Origin of the sequence: Sphingobacterium faecale (genome assembly GCF_016746095.1) — a bacterium.
Taxonomy (GTDB): Bacteria; Bacteroidota; Bacteroidia; order Sphingobacteriales; family Sphingobacteriaceae; genus Sphingobacterium; species Sphingobacterium faecale.
Genome location: NZ_JAERTY010000011.1, coordinates 116872 through 139678, shown reverse-complemented (window position 1 = coordinate 139678; position 22807 = coordinate 116872). Strand labels below are relative to the sequence as shown.

18 protein-coding genes are annotated in these 22807 nt (G+C 40.3%); 9 read left to right on the top strand and 9 right to left on the bottom strand.

Annotated elements, in window-relative coordinates:
* Window positions 1–17 precede the first annotated feature (17 nt).
* Together pyrR and JKG61_RS19320 are read right to left on the bottom strand one after the other, a co-directional pair.
* On the bottom strand, window positions 18–563 hold the full coding sequence (gene pyrR, locus JKG61_RS19325) for a bifunctional pyr operon transcriptional regulator/uracil phosphoribosyltransferase PyrR (protein WP_202104604.1): 546 nt from the start codon (window positions 561–563) through the stop codon (window positions 18–20).
* Window positions 564–816: 253 nt separating this feature from the next.
* Window positions 817–3852 (bottom strand): glycosyltransferase family 117 protein, encoded by a 3036-nt coding sequence (locus tag JKG61_RS19320; protein WP_237249545.1) that lies wholly within the window; start codon window positions 3850–3852, stop codon window positions 817–819.
* Window positions 3853–4454: 602 nt separating this feature from the next.
* On the opposite strand from JKG61_RS19320, the gene JKG61_RS19315 reads away from it, so the two are divergent.
* Complete coding sequence (locus tag JKG61_RS19315) at window positions 4455–5411, top strand: ribose-phosphate pyrophosphokinase (protein WP_202104603.1); 957 nt, start codon at window positions 4455–4457, stop codon at window positions 5409–5411.
* 219 nt (window positions 5412–5630) lie between these two features.
* Here the strand turns inward: JKG61_RS19315 and JKG61_RS19310 are convergent, their stop codons facing one another.
* Both JKG61_RS19310 and JKG61_RS19305 read right to left on the bottom strand, forming a co-directional pair.
* Complete coding sequence (locus JKG61_RS19310) at window positions 5631–9026, bottom strand: DUF1080 domain-containing protein (protein ID WP_202104602.1); 3396 nt, start codon at window positions 9024–9026, stop codon at window positions 5631–5633.
* A 14-nt stretch (window positions 9027–9040) separates the two neighbouring features.
* Window positions 9041–10306 carry a Gfo/Idh/MocA family oxidoreductase gene (locus JKG61_RS19305; RefSeq protein ID WP_202104601.1) on the bottom strand — a complete coding sequence of 422 codons (1266 nt, stop codon included), beginning with the start codon at window positions 10304–10306 and terminating at the stop codon, window positions 9041–9043.
* A 194-nt stretch (window positions 10307–10500) separates the two neighbouring features.
* On the opposite strand from JKG61_RS19305, the gene JKG61_RS19300 reads away from it, so the two are divergent.
* Together JKG61_RS19300 and pth are read left to right on the top strand one after the other, a co-directional pair.
* Entirely contained in the window at window positions 10501–11100 is a 600-nt protein-coding gene (locus tag JKG61_RS19300) for a 50S ribosomal protein L25 (RefSeq protein WP_202104600.1), read from the top strand.
* Window positions 11101–11276: 176 nt separating this feature from the next.
* Window positions 11277–11840 (top strand): aminoacyl-tRNA hydrolase, encoded by a 564-nt coding sequence (gene pth, locus JKG61_RS19295; RefSeq protein WP_202104599.1) that lies wholly within the window; start codon window positions 11277–11279, stop codon window positions 11838–11840.
* 30 nt (window positions 11841–11870) lie between these two features.
* Here the strand turns inward: pth and JKG61_RS19290 are convergent, their stop codons facing one another.
* From JKG61_RS19290 to JKG61_RS19280, 3 genes are read right to left on the bottom strand one after another with little or no spacing between them, the layout of a single operon-like run.
* The gene (locus JKG61_RS19290; RefSeq protein WP_202104598.1) at window positions 11871–12737 is read right to left on the bottom strand and encodes a TonB-dependent receptor plug domain-containing protein; all 867 of its coding nucleotides are present in this window, start codon (window positions 12735–12737) and stop codon (window positions 11871–11873) included.
* The gene (locus tag JKG61_RS19285) at window positions 12712–13992 is read right to left on the bottom strand and encodes a M56 family metallopeptidase (RefSeq protein ID WP_202104597.1); all 1281 of its coding nucleotides are present in this window, start codon (window positions 13990–13992) and stop codon (window positions 12712–12714) included. Before JKG61_RS19285 ends, JKG61_RS19290 begins: the two co-directional genes overlap by 26 nt.
* 42 nt (window positions 13993–14034) lie before the next feature.
* Entirely contained in the window at window positions 14035–14403 is a 369-nt protein-coding gene (locus JKG61_RS19280) for a BlaI/MecI/CopY family transcriptional regulator (protein WP_202104596.1), read from the bottom strand.
* Window positions 14404–14669: 266 nt separating this feature from the next.
* On the opposite strand from JKG61_RS19280, the gene JKG61_RS19275 reads away from it, so the two are divergent.
* Window positions 14670–15956: a citrate synthase gene (locus JKG61_RS19275; protein WP_202104595.1), complete on the top strand. Its 1287-nt coding sequence runs from the start codon at window positions 14670–14672 to the stop codon at window positions 15954–15956.
* A 32-nt stretch (window positions 15957–15988) separates the two neighbouring features.
* Here JKG61_RS19275 and JKG61_RS19270 read toward each other — a convergent pair whose 3' ends face one another.
* Window positions 15989–16396 carry an RNA-binding S4 domain-containing protein gene (locus JKG61_RS19270; RefSeq protein WP_202104594.1) on the bottom strand — a complete coding sequence of 136 codons (408 nt, stop codon included), beginning with the start codon at window positions 16394–16396 and terminating at the stop codon, window positions 15989–15991.
* 162 nt (window positions 16397–16558) lie between these two features.
* Here JKG61_RS19270 and JKG61_RS19265 point away from each other — a divergent pair, with 162 nt between their 5' ends.
* The 5 genes from JKG61_RS19265 to brnQ all read left to right on the top strand — a co-directional run bounded on the left by JKG61_RS19265 (window position 16559) and on the right by brnQ (window position 20615).
* Window positions 16559–17374: a 2,3,4,5-tetrahydropyridine-2,6-dicarboxylate N-succinyltransferase gene (locus JKG61_RS19265; protein WP_202104593.1), complete on the top strand. Its 816-nt coding sequence runs from the start codon at window positions 16559–16561 to the stop codon at window positions 17372–17374.
* A gap of 19 nt (window positions 17375–17393) precedes the next feature.
* Window positions 17394–17975, top strand: coding sequence for an L-threonylcarbamoyladenylate synthase (locus JKG61_RS19260; RefSeq protein WP_202104592.1), 582 nt, complete (start codon window positions 17394–17396; stop codon window positions 17973–17975).
* A gap of 7 nt (window positions 17976–17982) precedes the next feature.
* Window positions 17983–18384: a DUF4920 domain-containing protein gene (locus JKG61_RS19255; protein ID WP_202104591.1), complete on the top strand. Its 402-nt coding sequence runs from the start codon at window positions 17983–17985 to the stop codon at window positions 18382–18384.
* A gap of 75 nt (window positions 18385–18459) precedes the next feature.
* Window positions 18460–19305 (top strand): dihydropteroate synthase, encoded by an 846-nt coding sequence (gene folP / locus JKG61_RS19250; protein ID WP_202104590.1) that lies wholly within the window; start codon window positions 18460–18462, stop codon window positions 19303–19305.
* 2 nt (window positions 19306–19307) lie between these two features.
* Window positions 19308–20615: a branched-chain amino acid transport system II carrier protein gene (gene brnQ / locus JKG61_RS19245; RefSeq protein ID WP_202104589.1), complete on the top strand. Its 1308-nt coding sequence runs from the start codon at window positions 19308–19310 to the stop codon at window positions 20613–20615.
* Window positions 20616–20648: 33 nt separating this feature from the next.
* Here brnQ and metG read toward each other — a convergent pair whose 3' ends face one another.
* Window positions 20649–22718: a methionine--tRNA ligase gene (metG, locus tag JKG61_RS19240; RefSeq protein ID WP_202104588.1), complete on the bottom strand. Its 2070-nt coding sequence runs from the start codon at window positions 22716–22718 to the stop codon at window positions 20649–20651.
* Window positions 22719–22807 lie beyond the last annotated feature (89 nt).

The window sequence follows — 22807 nt, the reverse complement described above, 5'->3', positions numbered from 1 at the left end:
ATATATATACTGAACTCTTATTTTTTTTCGGTAATTAGCACAATGCTATCTTCATTATCGACTTCCTCCCAACTAACGATTACCTTTTGCGAATCGATAGAATCGACCTGTATACCAATATAGTCAGGCTGTATGGGAATCTGCCTCGAAAAACGACGATCTACCAACACCAACAACTCAATAGTCTCAGAACGCCCAAAAGCCTGGATGGCATCCATAGCTGATCGTATAGTACGTCCCGTCCACAAGACATCATCCACAAAAATGACATTCTTCCCTTCGACAATAAAATCAATATGTGTACTATTAGCTAAAAGGGGTGTTCCTCCTTTCATACGAAAATCATCCCTAAAGAAAGTAATATCCAAAATACCCATATCGATATCTCTTCCTAGCATTTCTTTCAACTCTTTAGCAATTCTATTAGCTAAATAGGTACCGCGAGGCTGGATACCGATTAACGCCGTATTACTGAAATCACCATGATTTTCAATTAATTGCTGACACAACCGTTTAATTGTAATCTGGAACTTGGGACCGTCTAATAAAATAGATTGTTTCATCAGAATAAGTTATTTATTAACGCAGGTACGAAATACTATAAGTGAGCTTGCCCATCGTGTTTGTTTGTTCATTTAGTTCTCTATTTCTCAAGGCCTTTACCCATTTACAAATAAAGCTCATGACCATTCTATCATGGGATTATTTAGGCAAAAATAGGCTTTTTTTCTTAAAGTGCCTATATTTTATCAATAGAATAAAACAAAGAAAGCCATCTAAATTAGATGGCTTTCTTCTCTTTTCAATCTGCACTTTTTATTGACCTCCAAAAAAGTAACCGAACTCTTTCAACAGTCCATCTACAGACTTTTGAACATCGACATCTTTATTTTCGTCAGCAACCATTTTATAACGCTGTAATCCCATCAAACCCAATCGCACATTACGCTCCGACCCTAGATTGCTCAACAGCTTATTCGACGTATAGTAACGCATATTTTCACCTATAAAAGTTAGATTTCTCAATGCAATCTCTTTCGCTTTAGCAGACTCTCCCGTTTTATACATAGCATCGATCAACAGCACATAGCTCATAGGTTCACTCATCTGATATGTCTTTTTAGGCATATTTTCATAAGCATTCACAACGACTTTACGAGCCTCTTCTTTCTTTCCTTCATGTATTAAGTTCTGGGCAGTCTCTCCAAAAATAGAACTTACATAAAGACTGATATACCGGTACGAATCAGGGTCCAAATAAGAAGATTTAGACATATTTCCCCATTGGTACTTATTGATGATATTATTATATATACCATCGACATCTGCAACAGGAGCAAAGCCTTCCTCCGAATCGCTGTTTCCCGTATCAATCGGCATTAATCGCATCGCAAAACCTTCCGACACCAAATACTTGTCCAAACCAATATAATTAACTTCAGGTGTAGTCGTCGTAAAATAGATAGGACGCTTCCAGTTATTATTTGCCAACATCGCCATAATAGACAATTCGGCACGACTTACATAATTCATAGAATAGGTCCACTCCATCGTATCTACAATAGAATTTTCCCACCCCTTAGGAACCACGTTATTAGCCAGCACCGCATTTTTATCAACAGTGAGTTTCATATTTTTGGTTGGCAAAAGATTCACCCAGTCCCCACCTTGTAGTTGAACTTTATTCTGCGGATTATCGGACAACATAACATCCAATAAATCACGGACCTCAATATGCCCCGGAACTTGAAAATCCTGATAATAGATAACGTCACGAACCCCATCTTTAAACTTCTCCGGATCGATATTGATAGGGAGCGCATCAGCATCATTTACCTTCTCTAACATCTGACGCATATACCAATCCGACGACAACAAACTCAGGTTGACAACACGTACATCAGTACGAAAACCTTCCACTTCCTGTACATACCATAACGGATAAGTATCATTATCGCCATAAGTAAACAAAATAGCATTCGGCGCACAGGACTCTAAATAATTTTTAGCCATATCACGGGCCAAGAACTTTTCAGAACGGTCGTGGTCATTCCAGTTTTGTGAAGCCAACAGTACAGGTCCAGCGAACAAACCTATCACCGCAGCTACGAAACCAGCAGTTTTTGCAGGAACTTTCTTAGTCAGAAACTCCGCCAACGCCAATACTCCAAGTCCCACCCATATAGAAAACGCGTAGAATGACCCCGCATACGCATAGTCACGCTCTCTTGGCTGAGATGGTGTCTGGTTCAGATACAATACAATAGCTAATCCTGTAAAAAAGAATAGCAAGAAAACAACACCTGCATCACGCTGATTTTTTCCAAAATGCCAATATGCACCGATTAATCCTAGTATTAAAGGCAAAAAGAAATACGTGTTACGTGCTGCATTCTGTTTCTCTGAAGTCGGCAAATCATACTGCCCACCTAGTAGTGCATTATCAATAGGCTTAATCCCCGAGATCCAATTACCATCTAGAACAGAACCATAGCCTTGAACATCGTTCTGCCTGCCCACAAAGTTCCACATAAAGTATCGTCCGTACATATGTCCAATCTGATACCCAAAAAAGAACTTAAGGTTATCTGCGAACGTTGGTTGCTCGTTTGGCCCCAATCCTAAGTATTGTCTATAGAAAGTCGGATGATCCCCCTTCTCACTATATATCCTCGGGAAAAGAGTTTCTCTATCATATTTGTAATTTGTCTTTGTCTTAGCGATTGCATACTTGTCCTTATCTTTTCGGTACACCTTTCCAGTCTCTTCAACATCGGTCAGTTTCGCATCAAAAAAACGCCCCTTAAATAATGGTTCATCGCCATATTGCTCGCGGTTCAGATAACTCAAAAAACTAAATGCATTGTCTGGGTCAGAGTTGTTTAAGGAAGGATTAGCTTTTGCACGAATCAGAATCATAGCAAAAGAACTATATCCGAAGATAACAAACCCCACAGAAATCAAAACAATATTAAGAAGCGGCTTTACTTTTTTAATAGAATACCAGATACCATACACTAAACCTCCTACGACCAGCAGGGCGAAGAATGTCACGCCGGTACCGAATCCCATCCCTAAAGTGTTGACAAAAAACAAATCACTAAATGCCGCAAACTTGATCAGATATTGAATCACGCCCCATAGCACAAATGCAAGAACAACCACACCGATGGCTAAAGATTTTAAAATACCTTTTGTTGTAACCTCTTTAGCACGTCTGAAATAAATAACCAAAGCAATAGCCGGAATGACCAATAAATTTAACAAGTGGACACCAATAGACAGACCCATCACATAAGCAATAAGTATCAACCATCGGTCAGCACCTTGCTCATCAGCCCTTACCTCCCATTTCAGTATGGCCCAAAAAACAATCGCCGTACATAGTGAAGACATGGCGTACACCTCTGATTCGACAGCAGAAAACCAAAATGTATCTGTAAACGCATACGCTAAGGCCCCCACTAAACCAGCTCCCATAACTCGTATCAGATCGCTTTCAGCAAGAGGTGAATTGATATCAGCCTTACCCAAGAAGACCTTACGCCCTAATGCTGTAATAGACCAGAATAAAAACAAAATCGTCAAACCAGAACAAACTGCAGAGCCTATATTCATCCAAAATGCAATCTGGGTCTTATCTCCTAAAGCTAAATTCGAAAACAAATTTTGCACCATTAAAAACAGAGGGGCTCCTGGTTGGTGAACAATCTGCATCTTATAGGCAGAAGCAATAAACTCACCACAGTCCCACCAACTTGCTGTACGTTCAGCGGTCAGGACATAAGCTAAAGTGGCTATAATAGCACAAGCCCATCCTAATAGGTTATTAATCTTATTATAATTCATCATACTTTAATTGCGTTCAAAATAGCAAAGAGACATCATACCATGGCTACATCTGCCCTATCAAAGAAACACAGACATGGTTACTAAAACAGCTATCGATACAAGACAGCTATTTCAGGCCACCGTCCAAACTTCGCTTCGAAAATAAGGAATACATCCTTACAAAAGAACAACAAATTAATATTTTAACAGACTTTAAGCCTTCAAACAGCTATATTCCGAAATAGCCGCATCTATCCATAAAAAATAGTCAGCTGAGAATCAGCCTAAATCAAAAATAAAGCAAAAAAGTTTTGCATAATAAAGAAACACACGTATATTTGCATCGTCAAAACAAGGAAATGCGGTTTGACAAAGAATGTCCCATAGTATAAGGGTAGTACAAGTGATTTTGGTTCATTTAGTCTTGGTTCGAATCCAGGTGGGACAACAAAAAAGGAGTTACAATTGTAACTCCTTTTTTGTTGTCATTTTACCCATCAACTCCAATAAAACTTTTATCGTCTTCTTTCCAAAGCGGGATATAGCATACAGGTTTACCTTTTTATTTCAAGATCATTTCTATACCTTTGCCAAAACATTTTAGATACAAATATATTTAAACCATGCCTTTGCAATTTAACACGGTTAAATTATTTGCAGGTTCTGGCACACAAGAACTTGCAGAAAAAATCTCAACGTCCTTCGGAAAACCACTAGGAGACAAAACGCTCGCCAGATTCAGTGATGGAGAGATTCAGCCATTCTACAACGAGTCTGTACGCGGAAGCGATTTGTTCCTTATCCAATCCACCAATCAGCCAACAGACAATCTCTTCGAGTTGCTTTTGATGATTGATGCCGCAAAAAGAGCATCAGCTCACTACATCACAGCCGTAGTCCCCTATTTTGGTTTTGCGCGGCAAGACCGCAAAGACAAACCTCGTGTAGCCATCGGCGCTAAAATGATCGCAAACCTCATTACAGCAGCTGGGGCACACCGTATCATGACCATGGACCTTCATGCTGCACAGATTCAAGGCTTCTTTGATATACCAGTAGACCACCTTGATGGTTCGGTGATCTTTGTCCCTTACATCAAATCACTAAACCTTCCGAACCTTACCATCGCATCACCTGATATGGGTGGTTCTTATCGCGCACGCACCTTTGCTAAATTCTTCAATGCAGAAGTTATCATCTGTGATAAACGCCGTAAACGTGCTAATGAAATTGAATCCATGTCCATTATAGGTGACGTAACAGGACAGGACGTCGTATTGATGGATGATATATGTGATACCGCCGGCACCTTATCTAAGGCTGCGGCATTAATTATGGAAAACGGAGCAAATTCCGTGAGAGCCGTATGTACACACGCCGTATTATCAGGCAAGGCTTACGAGACTATTGAAAACTCAGTATTAACAGAGATGATCGTCACCGATACGATCCAGTTAGACCCAGAAAGATCAAAAGCTTGTTCTAAAATAAAAGTATTATCTACCGCAGATCTATTTGCTAAAGCAATTAAAAGTGTAAATGAGCATTCTTCTATTGCGGAACTATTTACGGTAGAGTAAATATAAAAAATTGTCAAACAAAAGAGTCGCTCCACTACAGAGCGACTCTTTTTATTTATAGTTAGTGTGTTAATAGACTTTTCAAAATATTTCACAAAAAACATACCACAATACCACTCTATTTAAAATACATGGCTAAACACGTAAAAAGACTATCTCCAAAACAAAGAGCCGTTCTTAAGTAAAGAACGGCTCCTAGGCCACTATTAATAATGTCGGCTAAAGTCGCTTGACTCTTATATTCCTTAAAAACACTTCCGTACCATGCCCGAGAAAGCCTATATGCCCTGTTGCAGCATCCAGCCCAGGATGATTCTTCCCATCAGCAGGACCATTCTTCGTAGCATCTTTAATATCACCATCCACAATCACCTGTCCGTTTACAGTTACTTTGATCTTACTCCCCTGAATACGTATCTCCTCTTCATTCCATTCACCTAAAGGTTTTAGAGAGCCCCTTTTCGCAGGAATAATCCCATACACAGAGCCATGGTACTGATAAGGCTTAAGCTTACTGTACACTTCAGCGTCATCATCCAAAATTTGGATCTCGTACCCTAAGTAAGCCGCATCTCCATCCAAAGGAGTCCTGATTCCTACACCGTTGTTTGCTCCTGCAGTCAGCTTAAACTCAAACCTATACACAAAATCACTATATTGTTCTTTAGTATAGATGTTTTTACCAAATTTAGCAGTAGGGTTAGAACGAATTACACCTTCTTCATTTATTTCATAAGCAGGGGAAGAAGTCCATTTATCCAAATTCGTACCATCAAAAAGCATTTCAAAACCTTCTGCCTTTTCTTTATCACTTAAAGAATATACAATCTTACGCGGCAATTCTTTCAAATACACATCTCTATACCATACTCTGGAACCATGCGCCTGCAACTCAATCTGCTCTGTTGGGAATATAGACTGGTTTCTGTCCCAGTAATTTTCCAGAGGAACATTATCCACCACCAACTCGCCATTAAGCCATACCCAGACATTTTCGCCTATCATACGGATTTTAAAGTTATTCCACTCCCCAAGTGGATTATCCGCTACCTTCAATGGTTTTGAGTTCGATTTATTATTGTAGAGACCACCCGATCCCACTTCTGCACCCACATTCGTTCTAGAAATATCCCAGATTTGTACCTGAGGTGTACCTCTCAAATAAACACCAGCATCAGGTTCCTTACCATTTTTATCCAACTTCCAGTCGAGCAGCATCTCGAAATCACCATATTGCTTTATGGTCGCAATATTATCGCCATGCCCAGAAAAGACAAGATCGCCATCGATGGCAGACCAGCTCTCACGCATTTTCTTATCAGCCTCCAATTGCTTTTGCTCTAATTCTTTAGGAGTCATCTTAGCACGCTTGATCGGATTCTCCACCAATCCCTTCCACCCAGTCAGATCCTTACCGTTAAAGAGGGCTACATACCCTTCTTTGGCAGGCATTTCTGTCAGATGACGTACGATAGCTTCTTTTAAGTAAGAGCTCTCACTTCCGGAAAGGTTATTTTTGGCAGTCTCTAACCAATTACGGACATCTGTGCCCACAAATTCTTTATTATCCATGATGATATTCATCACCACATCGGTTGCAACACTCTTTAGATCCGCATCATTAAGGTATTTACTAGCAAAAACCAAAGCTAAATAGGTACCGGTAGACTTCAGACCAGAAAGCGCGGCACTTTTTTGCTCTTTCGTCTGCGCGTAATCAAAAGCATCTCTTAATAAAAGTGTCTTTTGTTCATTCTTAACTTGACTAGCATTCAACTGTTTGATAAATCCTGCAAAGACCGTCTTGAACAAGGCGGGATCCTTCTCCGTACGGAGCAACGCCGTAAGCCCATCTAGAGAAGAGGTATTAGACCAAGCTGCTAATGCCTGTACCGCATCAGCTTTCAATGGATTATCAGCACCTAAATAACCGCTGACTGTTTTCAAGGACTCTACACCTCCCTCTCCTGCAAATACAGGAAAAAGTCGCGCGGCAGAAGGCGCTTGTGACCTCGAAATATTTGCCGACAGACGCTGGATTATAGCCGCTTTATCCTTGTTGTTGCGCAGGGCTACAATAGCAGCTTGCTGTGTAGACGCGGTTTCAGCTCCTTGAGCAGACCCAAGCACTTTGATAATAGACTCAAAATCCGCATCGTTGACCACATTTGGCAAAGCTTTATAAGCCGCAGCGCGCACGGCAGGACTTCCCTTCTCTATCAGTGCAAAAACTTCCTTTGCCGAATTTTGATCTGAACGTTTCGACAACACATCCAATAGCGCAACTTTGGCTTTATCATCTACATTAGGAAGTGCCTTATTTATTTCAGCGACCGTCTGCGTACCCCTAGCGGTCAATAGAAGTGTTTTCAGCGTTTCGACCTCTGCATCACTACCTGTAGCCAATTGCTTGATAACAAAAGTGGTATTCGTTCCTTTAGTTAATGCAGACAACGTATTATAAGCAGCAATACGTGCTTCTGGATCTTTCACCCCTTTCAAACTCTTTTCGATTACGGGAACCGTAGCAGTCGCATCTTTCTTGGCCAAAAAGTTCAATACACTTTCCTGCACCTCTGGAGAGAGCTTGGTCAGGGAGGATGCAATTTTCTTAATATCCGAAGCCGTAGCCTCACTACCCAACAATCCTAACGCCACATTACGCAGCACGGCATTATTATCCGTAGATAGCTTTAAGAGATTCTTTTTCTGCTTAGCTGGATCAATGCGATTCATTAATTCCAACGCGGCAACACGTGCCCCTATCGCTTTGGGGTCAGATGCCTCTGTAAAAATGGTAGACGACAATTTGTAAGCAAGGTCTTTCTTGCCATTCTTGGCCAAAACATTCGCATACTCCAACGTCAACGCAGCGACATTTGACTTATCAAATGCATAATTTGCAGACTTCGCTTTTCCGTAGAATGTTTCATACGATTTTTCACCACCCATCTTACTTAAAGTCGTTAACGCGTTGCGTTGAAAATTCTCAGACTGATACTGTCCGATCAAAGCAATCACACGCTCTTCTGCATCTTTGGACTGTAACTCACCAAGTGCACCTATTATCGCTGTAGCAGTTTGCTCCGTCACATTTCCAGCCAATGCCTTATTTAACGCAGCAGCTGCCTCAGCGGTATGTATAGCACTCAAAACACGGGCTGCTTTCTCTGCAAAATAACCGTCATTTAGATAGGTTGCGACCTGATCGACAGATTCGTTTTTGGCGCAGAACTTTAGCAACTCAAAAACAAAAGCTTTATTATTTTGGTCCTTTAAATCCCCCAGCGCATTCAAAAGTCCCTTGGCATACTTTTCACGCAGCGCTTCCTTGCCAGGTTGCATCACATAAAAAGCATAGGAATTGGTAGCATACTCTATAGGCGCATTGTTACCGCCTTGTGGTTTCAACCCCTTCAGAAAAGCCATAACATCCTCAGCAGTAAATCCTTCCAATTCTTTCATGGCAGCCAAAAACTTCGACTGTTCGACAGCAGGTTGTTGAGCCAATACATCTGCAATCTTTGTAGCAGATGTCCGATTGGCAGGCTGTTGCGCATAGGATGCTGTCTGCAACAACAACAATATAGATATAGTATTAAAAATCTTCTTCATGTGTTTATTTCAGGTTAGAAAGTCCAAGGGCCTCTCATAGGTTGATTGATCAAACGGTTTGCGGCCTCGTCGTTTACGAATTCTTGTTTAGCAGAATCAAAATGCAATGTCCTATTGAGACGTAATGCTGCCAAGCCGAGGTTAACTAATGTACACGAGTAATATCCATTTTCCTCGTTTAGCGCAAACTTCTCTCTTGTACGTACCGCCTCTACAAAATCTGTCATCTGTGGAGCTGGATCAGGATACTGTGCCAGTTTACGCTCTAAATCTGGGATATCAGACACAAAACCTCTATAAAGCTTACCTTTTGGCCCTTCAATATAAGCTTTTCCGACTTCCGTTCCTTCTCCATCCAGTACAATCTGACAACCATCAGCATAAGTATAAGTAATCTTACGCCATATTCCTACAGCGTCCGAATGCTGCTGTGGTGCATCGACTTCAATTTTCACGGGACTTTCGCCATCTTTTCCCAGAAAATATTGTACAGGGTCTAAATAGTGTTGCCCCATATCGCCTAATCCTCCACCATCATAATCCCAATAGCCGCGGAAGGTGGTATGAACACGATGTGTGCTATACGGTTTATAAGGTGCTGGACCTAACCACATATCATAATCCAATTCTTTCGGAGCTTGTTCCACGGGCAAGTTCTCTTTCCCTACCCAATAAAACTTCCAATCAAACCCTGTGTGTTTACTGATAGTAACCTTTAATGGCCAACCCAACATTCCCGTATCTACAACCTTTTTAATCTTTTTAACAGGCACATTCATACCGTAAAAATTGGCATCAAAACGGAACCAAGTATTTAATCTAAAAACATTACCATGTTGCGCAACAGCTTCTTTGACTTTCTTTCCCTCACCGATTGTTCTTGTCATTGGCTTTTCACACCAGATATCTTTACCTGAGCGCGCAGCTTCCAGTGCCATTAATCCATGCCAGTGCGGTGGTGTAGCAATATGTACAATATCCACTTCAGGGTTAGAAATCAGATCTCTGAAATCATGATGCTCTTTAATCCCTCCACCTAACGCTTTTTGTGCCAAAGCCAAATGTCTTGTATCAACGTCACAAATAGCGACCGTCTTTGTCCCTGCATATTTAAAATGTCCACGTCCCATTGATCCGACACCAATCACGCCTTTGGTCAAATGATCACTTGGGGCAAGGTAGCCCTTACCCAATACAAACCGTGGCACAATAGTAAATGCCGCAGCTCCAATCAATGACTTTTTGATAAAATCACGTCTTGAAGTATGTTGTTTTTCCATGTTTATTATGATTATTTTAGGTTCCCAAGTTTTAAAGTTAATTGTTTTTTTTAAACAACTCAAATATATATACATAAAATTTTTAATAAAGAAAAAAATGAGTTTGTATTGCATGTTTTACAAAAACAACACAACCATTGACAATTCACGTTTTTTAGTTATCTTTGCACCTCAAAATTTAATTTTTTTAAAACATGAAATCAATTGCTATTAGCGGTTCTCTTAGACAGAACGTAGGGAAAAGAGATGCAAAAGGATTGCGTTACGAAGGACAGATTCCTGCAGTTCTTTACGGTGGTCAAGAACAAACCCACCTTTCTGTATCCGCAGCTGATTTGAAACCAGTTCTTTATACTGCAGATGTGATCTTTGTAGAATTAAACATCGATGGTAAAAAAGTAAGAGCTATCGTTCAAGAAGCACAATTCCACCCATTAACAGACTTAGTCACTCACGTTGACTTTTTAGAGTTATTCGATGATAAAGAAGTATCTGTAAACATCCCAATCAAATTAACAGGAACTTCTCCAGGTGTTAAAATGGGGGGTAAATTAGTTCAAAAGCTACGTAGCTTACGGATCAAGGCTCTACCGAATAACCTTCCTCAGGAAATCATCGTACCTATGGAATCTTTAGAAGTAGGTAAATCTTTCCGTGTACGCCAGGTAGAGTTAGCAAACGCTAAAGTATTGAATAACTCTGACGATACCATTGTTTCAGTAATCATGTCTCGTGCTTTACGTCAAGCAGAGCAAGAAGCAGCTAAAGCGGCTCAAGGCGGTAAGAAAAAATAATTTCAGTATCTAGTAATTTAGTACTAAATATTTTAACAAAGAGCATCGGAAGTCCCGGTGCTCTTTTGTTATACAGAGTAAAATGACTTTATACCACCACCTATAGACTTCCTTAGCTCAGCTTCTTTACTTTGATCTTATTTTGGCTATTTAATTTTTACTTTTTAATTTGCGACATGAACTTTTTAATAGTTGGTCTAGGAAACATCGGGAGAGAGTACGCAGACACCCGACACAATATTGGTTTTATGGTAGCAGATGAATTAGCAAACCAAGCGGGATCCACTTGGTCTACCCTAAAACATGCATACTATACGGAGTTTAAACAAAGGGGGCACAACGTCTATGTGATAAAACCTACTACCTATATGAACTTAAGCGGCAAAGCAGTTAACTATTGGATGCAACAGCTCAAGGTTCCAATCCAAAATGTAATAGTTATTGTAGATGACCTCGCTATCCCTTTTGGCTCGCTACGGATCAAACCGAAAGGTTCTGCAGCAGGACATAATGGGCTTAAATCCATAGAAGCCTTATGTGGTGGACAAGCCTACCCCAGGTTACGTTTCGGGATCGGGGACAACTACCCCAAAGGGCGACAGGTGGATTATGTCTTAGGGCCATTTGACAAAGACGAACAAAAAGAGCTACCGGCTTTAATAGAACACTCGGTCAAGATGATACACAGTTTTGTCAATATCGGGATTGAGTTGACTATGACCAATTTGAACACAAAATAACTCACAAAAGCTTTTGTGAGTTATTTTGTGTTAATTTTTACTTTTCTTGGTCACTACTATCACTACACCATCCTTCCCTAATTCTCCATAAACGGCCCTTGCCTCACTACCCTTCAGAAGTGTAAACGATTCAACATTCTCCACAGGAATAGTATTGATATCAAAACTAGATTTCTGAACCTCTCCATCTACCACAAATAGTCCAACAGCAGGAAGATTAAATGTTCTCGCTTTATTCAAAGTTACTGCAGCTCCGTCCGTCGCGACTCTTTTGCCCACAATTATATTACCAGAATTACCTTTAGCCCCTCCTACAAACAAAGTAGTATCCCCCTTTGCAGGGCTAACGCTATAAACAGCAGGCTTAGTCGTTACAACAATCACCCCATTTCGCCCCCTTGCTCCATAAATCGCCTCAGCGGACGCCTCCTTTAGTACACTGATGCTGTGAATATTTTCGGGTTTTAAAGAACTAGCATCGTAGTAATCACCCATATACTCACCATCTACAACGAATACAGGCTTGGCTTTACTGCCATCACGCGGATTGACACCACGAATAACAATATTTCCAAATCCCCCTCTGATAGAGTCGGCGAGATTAGTCGAGAGCACTTTACCATATAAACGCTGCGTGACCGAGCCTTTTTTTGCTGTAATCAAAATAACTCCATTTTTTCCTCTATCACCATACAAAGCTGTCGCTGTCCTATCTTTAAGTACAGACACACTTTCAATATCACCAGCGTCCAATCTATTTACATCAAAACCATCTCTCATCACTTCTCCATCCACTAAAATTAACGGGCTGACACCACTATTTCCAGTAGCATTATGAAACAAAGTCTTCTCACTTACCGATGCAGATGCATCAGCAGTTCCTAATCTTAACCCCAACACCTGCCCTTTCCCCCCCCACAGCCTCCTTATCAGCCTTACTCTTTAATTCAATTACACCGTCCTTTGCCCAATCTCCATACCTTGAAATCGCATCTTTACCCTTAAACACCGAAATGCTTTCTATAGTATTGGGATCAACAGTATTCAAGTCGAAACTACCTGGCAATATGTTTCCATCCAAAATATACAAAGGCTTAGCTGAACTCCCATTATGAAGCAAAATATTAGCGGTCCTCTTTGTTGTATCCTCTGTTCCTACAAGAAAAGGTACAGCATCCGCGTTCAGCTCCAAACCTCCAGCCTGAGCTATTATAGTATCCTTATTTACAATTGGCAGTACCACATCAACCGGAATATCTTTGATGTGCTCGACCAATTCCTCTATTTTTCCTTCTGCTTTACTGACCGTAAAAGTTGCTCCCGCAAAAATCACGATCGGTAGCAGAAAGGCATACTTGCTCAACTCCATTTTGGAAGAGCGTCTTTTGTTCATCATCATAATGCGCCTTTTTAAGGTTTTAAAATTAAACTGATTACCGATTCCCACAGCAGTCCCCTGTTTGGTCACCGTTAACAATGAATATTGATAAGTCTGTCGATCCACCCCCTTATCCAGAACCTGTTGATCAGTCAAAAATTCCAGATTTTGTCGTACCGCTCTGCGCATGAGCCATACAAAGGGATTATACCAACATCCGATCAAAAGCATTTCAAACAATAGAATATCAACCGTGTGAAGGCCTTTTACATGAATATCCTCGTGTTTGAAAATATCCTGTAACTCCGGACTGTCATGCTGTTCCTGATGCACATATATCTTATTGAAAAACGAAAATGGAACTATAGGAAACATCACATTTCTAAAAAAGTAATCCTTCCACCGTGATGGCTTTGAATGCCGATGTATCCGCATAAGACTCAACAACTGTATACTCAATTTGAGTAACAGCACGATTGTTCCAATTCCCAGAACAATCAACAGAAGGTGCCCTACAGAAAACACCGCTGCGCCCTGCTCCGGAAGATAGTATTCAACATACTCCAACACCGCATCTATAGACAAAACCTCATTGCTCCGAAACCAATTGGTAATATCCAAAAAAGGATAGACAAGTGCATACACACCGCCTATCAAAAGATAAACCCTATTCAGCTTATAAAATGTCAATTTCCTCAACAACAATACATAGCCAAAAAAGACAATAGCCAACAAAAGGTTGACCTGCAGCACATATGTCAATACACTTTCCATAATTGTATTTTACACGATTTTTTACTCAATTTATGCTATCACTTAGGATTTACCGTTTTTAATCATCTCCATTATCTCCTTCAATTCATTTTCCGAAAGCTTCTCCTCCTTCACAAAAAAAGACACCATTTCTTTATAAGAACTACGGAAATAATCACCTACAAAAGAATTCATATATCCCGTTTTATATTCTTCTTCAGAGATTACAGGCTCATATCGCTTAGCATTTGCATAAGGCACAGGCTTAACATACCCTTTCTTCAAGAGGTTCTTAATAGTCGAAGCCAAGGTTGTATACGGAACCGATTCTCCTTTCAAGTTTTCTAATATTTCTTTTATAAAACCACCATTAAGCTGCCATATGGACAACATTGCTTCTTCTTCCTGTATTGTTAATTTTTCAAGTTTCATATTATCAAACTACTAACATATCGCAAGTCTACGAAAAAATCGTAACAACAAAAAACATTTTAACATTATTTATTTCCCAATTGTTTGCATGAAGCACAGCACAACTAACGACAATTACGATAAATTATTGGCTGAAACCGATATTATCAACCTTTTAAAACTGACAACTTGATAATTTTGACCAACAAATGTCATTTAAAATTTAAAGCATGGGGTGTTTTGTCATTGATTTTTATATTTTTGTGAATACACATAGAAATTTGATTATGTCTGAAACAGCATCCTTTACCTTAGATGGCAACAAGTTTGAATTTCCAGTTATAACAGGAACAGAAAATGAAAAAGCCATTGATATTTCAAAATTAAGAGATCAATCAGGATACATTACACTAGATCCTGGTTTTAAAAATACAGGTGCAACCAAAAGTGCAATAACCTTTTTAGATGGTGAAAAAGGAGTACTAAAATATCGCGGTTACAAAATTGAAGACTTAGCAGAGAAATCAACATTTTTAGAAGTAGCCTATCTATTAATATTTGGGAACCTACCTTCTAAAGAAGTTTTAGAGCAATTCAGGACCGATATTAAGAAGCAGATGATGGTCCATGAAGATATGAAAATGTTTTTCTCTGGATTTCCTTCTAAATCCCATCCTATGGGACAACTGTCTTGTCTCGTTGGCGCGTTATCAGCATTCTATCCAGAATCGCTGAATCCGAACCAATCTGAAGAAGAAGAATACAAAACGATAATCAATCTTCTTGGCAAAATGCCGACTATCGTATCATGGATTCAAAAGAAATCATTAGGTCATCCGGTTGTATATCCGAAAAAAGATCTAGGCTATATCGACAACTTCATGAATATGATTTTTGGGGAAGTCAACTGTGATAAAATATTCGACGAAGCCGTATTAGATGCCATGCGTATCTTATTGATCCTCCATGCTGACCACGAGCAGAACTGTTCAACATCGACAGTACGTATCGTAGGCTCTTCAAATGCCAATCTATACGCATCGGTATCAGCAGGTATTAACGCTCTTTGGGGACCTCTTCATGGCGGTGCTAACCAAGCCGTAATCGAGATGTTGGAAGATATCAAAAATGACGGTGGAGATGTAGAAAAATACTTAGCAAAAGCGAAAGATAAAAATGATCCGTTCCGACTAATGGGTTTTGGTCACCGTGTTTATAAAAACTTTGATCCTCGTGCAAAAATCATCAAAAAAGCATGTGACGATGTGTTGGAAAAACTAGGGGTTGAAGATCCTGTTTTAGACATTGCAAAAGGATTAGAAAAAGCAGCGCTTAGCGATCAATATTTCATTGACAGAAAATTATACCCAAATGTGGATTTCTATTCAGGTATTATCTACCGTGCGCTAGGATTCAAATCAGACATGTTTACGGTATTGTTTGCTTTAGGCCGTCTTCCGGGATGGATCGCGCAATGGAAAGAAATGCGTGACAACAAAGAACCTATTGGACGTCCGAGACAAGTATATACAGGTGAAACAGACCGTAAGTATCCAGATACAGACCATAGATAATAAAAAAGGCAGAAAGTTAATTTCTGCCTTTTTTATTCTGATTCTTTCCACCATTCGCTACCTTTCAAATCATCGATTTCACGTCTATCTTTTTTAGTAGGTCTTCCAGTTCCTCTATCTCTTTTCAAAATAGGAGCATGAAATGTCGATTTAAAACCATACGTTTCTTCAAGCGGTGTCTTATCCTCATAATTTTCTGCAGCAATCTTTGCATCACCTCTCCTTTCCAATAGACCTGTCACCAATATCACCTTTTTTTCAATTCCTTTCTGAATCGAATAGGTCTCGCCTAATTTCACCACATAGGAAGGTTTGACATTGGTACCATTCAGCTTAACACGTCCCGCCTTACATGCTTCTGTTGCTAGACTACGCGTCTTAAATATCCGGATCGCCCACAAATACTTATCAATCCGTAGTTTTTCATTTTCACTCGCCATAGAACAAAAATACCGCTTTGCATAACAAAAAAGAAATCCAAAAAACGTATCCCTCAGATGCCCCACTTATTACATCCTAATATTTAGGCTACATATTGGTGAATACAAAGCATTTTTCTAAGTTTGTAGTTGAAATTTAATCATTACTAACGCGATATAAAAATGCAAAATCTGCAAAAACTAGTCGAAGAAGCTTGGGAAGAAAGACATCTTTTAGAATTCAAAGAATATTTTGAGGCCATACAAACCGTTATCATGAAATTAGATAATGGAGAGCTACGCGTAGCAGAACCTATAGGAGATCGTTGGCATGTAAATGATTGGATAAAAAAAGCAGTTATTTTATATTTCCCAATACGTGAGATGCAAGAGATTGATAATAAGCCTTTCGTCTACCACGATAAAATGAAATTGAAAACCAACTACAAAGAGCTTGGTGTCCGTGTAGTTCCAGGTGCTTCGGCACGGTATGGGGCCTATCTCGCCAAAGGTGTGATCATGATGCCTTCTTACGTCAATATAGGAGCTTACGTTGGTGAAGGCACGATGGTAGACACTTGGGCTACAGTAGGCTCCTGTGCACAGATCGGGAAACATGTCCATCTTTCCGGAGGGGTAGGTATAGGAGGGGTATTAGAACCCGTACAAGCCGCTCCAGTAATCATTGAGGACAACGTATTCGTAGGGTCACGCGTTATTGTGGTAGAAGGCGTACATGTCGAGTCTGAGGCCGTCTTAGGTGCCAATGTGGTATTGACCGCTTCGACAAAGATTATCGACGTATCTGGAGCAGAGCCCATTGAATACAAAGGTCGTGTACCTGCTCGATCGGTTGTAATTCCGGGCACCTACACCAAAAAATTCCCCGCAGGAGAATATCAGGTACCTTGCGCACTAATTATTGGCAAACGTAAAGATTCAACCGATAAGAAAACTTCCTTAAATGATGCGCTTCGTGATCATAACGTAGCCGTTTAACATTCGATAGACCATACAAATGCATAGACCATTCGTGGATAGAGAAGATTTAAATCAAGCACTTGAGACATTAAAAAATGGAGGCTTGATTTTATACCCCACAGATACCATCTGGGGAATTGGTTGTGATGCCACCAATTCCGAAGCTATAGAAAAGGTATTCGCCCTAAAAGGAAGAGATAAAAGTAAAAGCATGCTGATTCTCTTGCATAGCGACAATCAGTTAGCGAGCTATGTCCGCGAAATCCCAGAAGTAGCCTATCAATTGATTGAATCCTACGATAGACCCCTTACAATTGTTTATTCGGGAGCCAAAAATCTAGCAGAAAATGCAATCGCAGAAGATGGCAGTATCGGCATACGAATCGTATCCCATCCCTTCTGCCAGCAACTCCTTCAACGTTTCAAAAAACCAATTATCTCTACATCCGCAAATCTAAGCGGACAGCCCTCAGCACAGACATTTGACCAAATCGATGAATTAATCAAGGAAAAGGTAGATTATATCGTTAAATTTGGACAAGATGAAGACAGTCTAGGTACACCTTCTATTATTATGAAGTTGGATCCTAGTGGCAAATTTGAATTCTTACGTAAATAAAATGAACATGAAAAAATTAATAGCAGTTTGTATTTGTTTATTCACCCTATCTACTGTAGCGTTTGCACAACAAACTATCCAACCCGCAAAAGCTGGCGTGAACTACGGAAAATCCGTTGAAAAGAAAAACGCAATCTCCATACAAAAGTTAGAAAGCGCTTTACAAGGCAAAAGTGATTATACTGGACAGATCGAAGGCCAGGTCGTCGAAGTCTGCAAATCAAAAGGATGTTATATGGCTATAAAAAGAGATGGTGCAGAACCTATCATGGTTAGATTCAAAGACTACGGGTATTTTGTTCCCCAGGATTTAGTCGGAAAGACTGTTGTTATCGAAGGAAAAGCTAAAACAAAAGAACCAAAAGGCGACATCACTTTTATAGCGGACGGTGTGCTGGTTGTGAAATAGCACGACCCCCGAACAATATTTTTAGAGGGTGTTTATGAAAGAACACCTTCTTTATTTTAGCGACAGTCCCTTCCCATGTATACATTTCAGACCACATCTTGTCAATCCATTAACGCAAACGGCTCATTAGTTAACTTTGAGCACCCTTTGGTCATGGGTATTCTCAATGTGACCCCCGATTCATTTTTTGACGGTGGTCAACATAATACACTAAACGCGGCATCGGTAAAAGCAACCCAACTCATAGCGCAAGGAGCAGACATAATCGATATAGGAGCTTATTCATCTAGACCTGGCGCCCCACTGATCTCTATTCAAGAAGAGATAGATCGCGCATTGCCAATCATCGAATACCTCGCAGCCAACGCTCCAGATACGATGCTATCTATAGACACGTTTCGCGCGGATGTAGCGCATGCTGCGATCCAGGCAGGTGCACATATTATCAATGATATATCGGGTGGAAACCTGGATGAGAACATGTTTGGTACGGTCGCAAAACTACAGGCTCCTTATATCCTGATGCACATGCGTGGCACTCCCGAGACGATGCAACAACTTACAGACTATGATGACATTGTTGAAGACATTGCCGTCTATTTTGGCGAACGTATCGCCCAATTAAGATCACTCGGTGTGAAGGATATTATCCTAGACCCAGGTTTTGGCTTTTCAAAAACGATCGCTCAAAATTATGAACTATTGCATCGTATCGGTGAATTGCATTATATGGGCCTACCGCTACTCGGCGGAATTTCTAGAAAATCAATGATCTATAAGAAACTAGAAATTACTCCTCAAGAATCTCTCTCAGCGACAACCGCACTAAATACTATTTTACTACAGCATGGAGTACAACTATTACGCGTGCATGACGTCCTTGAGGCAAAACAACTGATCCAATTATTTTATACCCCCTAGATGTGAAGAAATATAAAGATATACTAACCATTGGCTTCGCCCTATTTGCGATGTTCTTTGGGGCAGGCAATTTGCTACTTCCACCCTTTATCGGCCTACAGATAGGATCGCACATTGCAATAACTATTCTGGCATTTGGACTCACAGGTATCATACTACCGTTTTTTGGTATTCTTTCTATTGTACAATCCGGCAATTCATTTCATGATTTGGGAAACCGGATTCATCCCAAACTTGCACCAATATTAGGATCCATAATCATGCTATGCATCGGTCCCTTGATTGCTATACCACGGACTGCTGCTACTACACATGAAATAGCTATTCTCCCCTCCTTTCCCGATTTCAACCCAGCATGGTCATCCATCTTATTTTTTGTGGCGACTTGGGCACTCACTATTGTACCCTCAAAAGTTGTCGACATCATTGGTAACTTTTTCACGCCCTTATTGCTATTACTTCTCTTAGCGCTCATCATACTAGGTATAGTACACCCTCAGGCAGATTACTCCATATCCTCCCTCAATTCTTTAGAATCTTTTTCTTTAGGATTTACTGAAGGCTATCAAACACTTGACGTATTTGCCTCAGTCATCTTCGCAGGGATTATCATCAACGCTGCAAAATCGAAGGGCTATACGACCATCAAAGAAAAAAACAAAGTAGTAATCACCTCAGGAATTGTATCTGCTTCCTGCCTGTTCCTTATTTATGGCGGACTAGTCTATTTAGGAGCTACATCAGGCGTCACCAATATGGAAATTCCACGCTCTTCGCTGCTTATACAAATAGCACAGCAAATTCTAGGTAAATATGGAATGTTGGGAATCGCCTTAAGCATTGGCCTAGCCTGTCTAACCACAGCTATAGCGGTAACCTCAGCTGTAGGAACTTTTTTCTCTGAACTAAGCGGCGATCGGCTGAGTTACAAACTTATTGTCACTGTATGCTGTATACTCTCCGCGGCATTTGCGGTTAAAGGAGTCGACAGTATTATTCAATTTGCCTATCCTCCTTTAGCTTTTGCCTATCCCATTGTTATTACTCTTGTGCTATATATCGTACTATTCGGTCGTTTTATCAAAGTCAAAGCCCCTTATATTGGAGCGTTATTAGCATCAACTGCGATAGCAACGTTGAGTCTCGGCAAGGTTCTCGGTCTCTGGTCTACTGAATTTTTGGATATATGGAATAAAATTCCTCTTTTCGACATCGACCTTGGTTGGGTCATACCTTCGATCATTGGTTTTTTAGTTGGATATATTATAAGTTTAACAACATCAAAGCAAAACACCCCTAGCAAAAGCTAGGGGTGTTTTTAATAGCATTGTAAATTCTACTTCTTAGCGAACTACGCTTCCATTTGTGATCGTAGTCTGTGGATTTACAAAATCTAATCTTCCATCCGCATCTTCAGCCATCAATATCATACCTTGCGATTGAATACCTTTGATTTCACGAGGCTCTAAATTCACCAAAATAGAAACCTGTCTACCGATAATATCCTCTGGAGAGAAAAACTCTGCAATCCCGGAAACGACGGTACGCTGATCGATACCTGTATCTATCTTAAGTTTCAACAATTTCTTTGTCTTAGCAACCTTCTCCGCTTCTAAAATAGTTCCAACACGGATATCTAATTTCATAAAATCGTCAAAGCTGATATTCGCTTTTGCGGGAGCCACCTGAATTGCTGCTTTCACATTGTTCGCTTTAGCCGCAGCCAGTTTTTCCAATTGAAACTCCACTTGTTCGTCTGTTATTTTATCAAACAAAAGCTGTGCTTCGCCCAATACATGCCCCTCAGCGATCAGGTTAGCTGTTCCAGCTTTTTCCCATCCCTGTACAGGAACCTGCAACATTTCAAACAACCTACCTGCTGTTTTAGGTAAGAATGGTTGTGCTAAAATAGCTAAGTTAGCAACGATCTGAGTAGCCACATTAAGAACTGTCTTGACACGCTCTTCATCGGTTTTAATAACCTTCCAAGGCTCTTCGTCAGCCAAGTATTTATTACCCAAACGGGCGGCATTCATAAAGTGACTTAATGCCTCTCTAAATCTATAATTCGATATAGACTGCTCAATCAAAGCTGGGTATTTCGCCAATTCATCAAATACTGTAGTATCGATAGTATTATAATCTGAGCCTTTCAGTACTTTGCCCTCAAAATATTTGTGAGACAATACCATCACCCGATTCACAAAGTTACCTAATATAGCAACTAGCTCATTATTTACCCTTGCCTGAAAATCTCTCCATGTAAACTCGCTATCCGATGTTTCCGGAAGAATAGACGTCAACACATAACGTAGCTCATCTTGCTTACCTGGAAATTCCTCCAAGTATTCGTGTAGCCAAACCGCATGATTACGCGAGGTCGACAGCTTATCGCCCTCCAGGTTCAAAAATTCGTTTGCCGGTACATTATCTGGCAGGATGTAATCTCCATGCGCATGTAGAATAGCAGGAAAGATAATACAGTGAAACACAATATTATCTTTACCGATAAAATGTATCAACGACGCGTCATCCTCTGGATTATGTTGCTTTTTCCAATAATCTTCCCAATTCTTGCCCTGATCCAAAGCCCATTGCTTTGTAGCTGATATGTACCCAATAGGGGCATCCAACCATACATACAGTTTTTTTCCTTCAGCTTCTTTAAGGGGGACATCAACCCCCCAGTCTAGATCGCGCGTCATCGACCGTGGCTGCAAGCCCGACTTTAACCAAGATTGGCACTGCCCGAATACATTCGATTTCAGCTCCGCCTTCTTTCCTTCGATCAACCACTCTTCCAACCAAGGTTGGTATTTGTCCAATGGAAGATACCAATGCTTGGTCTCCTTCAGAATTGGAGTTTTACCACTCAATGTAGATTTTGGATTGATCAGGTCTGTTGGGCTCAACGAGGTGCCACATTTCTCGCATTGGTCACCATAAGCGCCCTCACTCTGACAGTGCGGACAAGTACCCGTGATATAACGGTCCGCCAGAAACTGCTGGAACTCCTCATCGTAATATTGTTCTGAAAACTTCTCTATAAATTCTCCTTTTTCGTAAAGATTAAGGAAAAACTCCTGCGATAATTCGTGATGGATCGGCTCTGATGTACGGTGATAGATATCAAAAGAGATCCCAAAATCTTCGAAGGATTCTTTAATCTGCTTATTATACTTATCGATAATTTCGCGAGGTGTGACTCCCTCTTTTTTTGCTTTGATGGTAATGGCAGCCCCATGCTCATCCGAGCCACAGACATACACCACATCCTTATTATTCAGACGTAGAAAGCGTACAAAAATATCACCAGGAATATAGGCTCCAGCCAAGTGACCTATATGCAAAGGACCATTTGCATAAGGAAGTGCGGAAGTAATGGTATAACGTTTTTTAGATAAATTGCTCAAGATATTGTATTTTTAATGGTAATACTAAAAATTAAATAGTAACATTGTTTGCAAAGATAACTCAATTTGTGCTGAATAAATAAAAGCCT

What these genes read in the sequence shown, in the direction of transcription:
- JKG61_RS19275 (WP_202104595.1), top strand. Translation starts at nt 14,670, where the DNA reads ATGTCTGAAACAGCATCCTTTACCTTAGATGGCAACAAGTTTGAATTT.
- JKG61_RS19280 (WP_202104596.1), bottom strand. Translation starts at nt 14,403, where the DNA reads ATGAAACTTGAAAAATTAACAATACAGGAAGAAGAAGCAATGTTGTCC.
- JKG61_RS19285 (WP_202104597.1), bottom strand. Translation starts at nt 13,992, where the DNA reads ATGGAAAGTGTATTGACATATGTGCTGCAGGTCAACCTTTTGTTGGCT.
- JKG61_RS19305 (WP_202104601.1), bottom strand. Translation starts at nt 10,306, where the DNA reads ATGGAAAAACAACATACTTCAAGACGTGATTTTATCAAAAAGTCATTG.
- JKG61_RS19265 (WP_202104593.1), top strand. Translation starts at nt 16,559, where the DNA reads ATGCAAAATCTGCAAAAACTAGTCGAAGAAGCTTGGGAAGAAAGACAT.
- pth (WP_202104599.1), top strand. Translation starts at nt 11,277, where the DNA reads ATGAACTTTTTAATAGTTGGTCTAGGAAACATCGGGAGAGAGTACGCA.
- JKG61_RS19300 (WP_202104600.1), top strand. Translation starts at nt 10,501, where the DNA reads ATGAAATCAATTGCTATTAGCGGTTCTCTTAGACAGAACGTAGGGAAA.
- JKG61_RS19260 (WP_202104592.1), top strand. Translation starts at nt 17,394, where the DNA reads ATGCATAGACCATTCGTGGATAGAGAAGATTTAAATCAAGCACTTGAG.
- JKG61_RS19320 (WP_237249545.1), bottom strand. Translation starts at nt 3,852, where the DNA reads ATGATGAATTATAATAAGATTAATAACCTATTAGGATGGGCTTGTGCT.
- JKG61_RS19310 (WP_202104602.1), bottom strand. Translation starts at nt 9,026, where the DNA reads ATGAAGAAGATTTTTAATACTATATCTATATTGTTGTTGTTGCAGACA.
- pyrR (WP_202104604.1), bottom strand. Translation starts at nt 563, where the DNA reads ATGAAACAATCTATTTTATTAGACGGTCCCAAGTTCCAGATTACAATT.
- JKG61_RS19270 (WP_202104594.1), bottom strand. Translation starts at nt 16,396, where the DNA reads ATGGCGAGTGAAAATGAAAAACTACGGATTGATAAGTATTTGTGGGCG.
- JKG61_RS19315 (WP_202104603.1), top strand. Translation starts at nt 4,455, where the DNA reads ATGCCTTTGCAATTTAACACGGTTAAATTATTTGCAGGTTCTGGCACA.
- folP (WP_202104590.1), top strand. Translation starts at nt 18,460, where the DNA reads ATGTATACATTTCAGACCACATCTTGTCAATCCATTAACGCAAACGGC.
- JKG61_RS19255 (WP_202104591.1), top strand. Translation starts at nt 17,983, where the DNA reads ATGAAAAAATTAATAGCAGTTTGTATTTGTTTATTCACCCTATCTACT.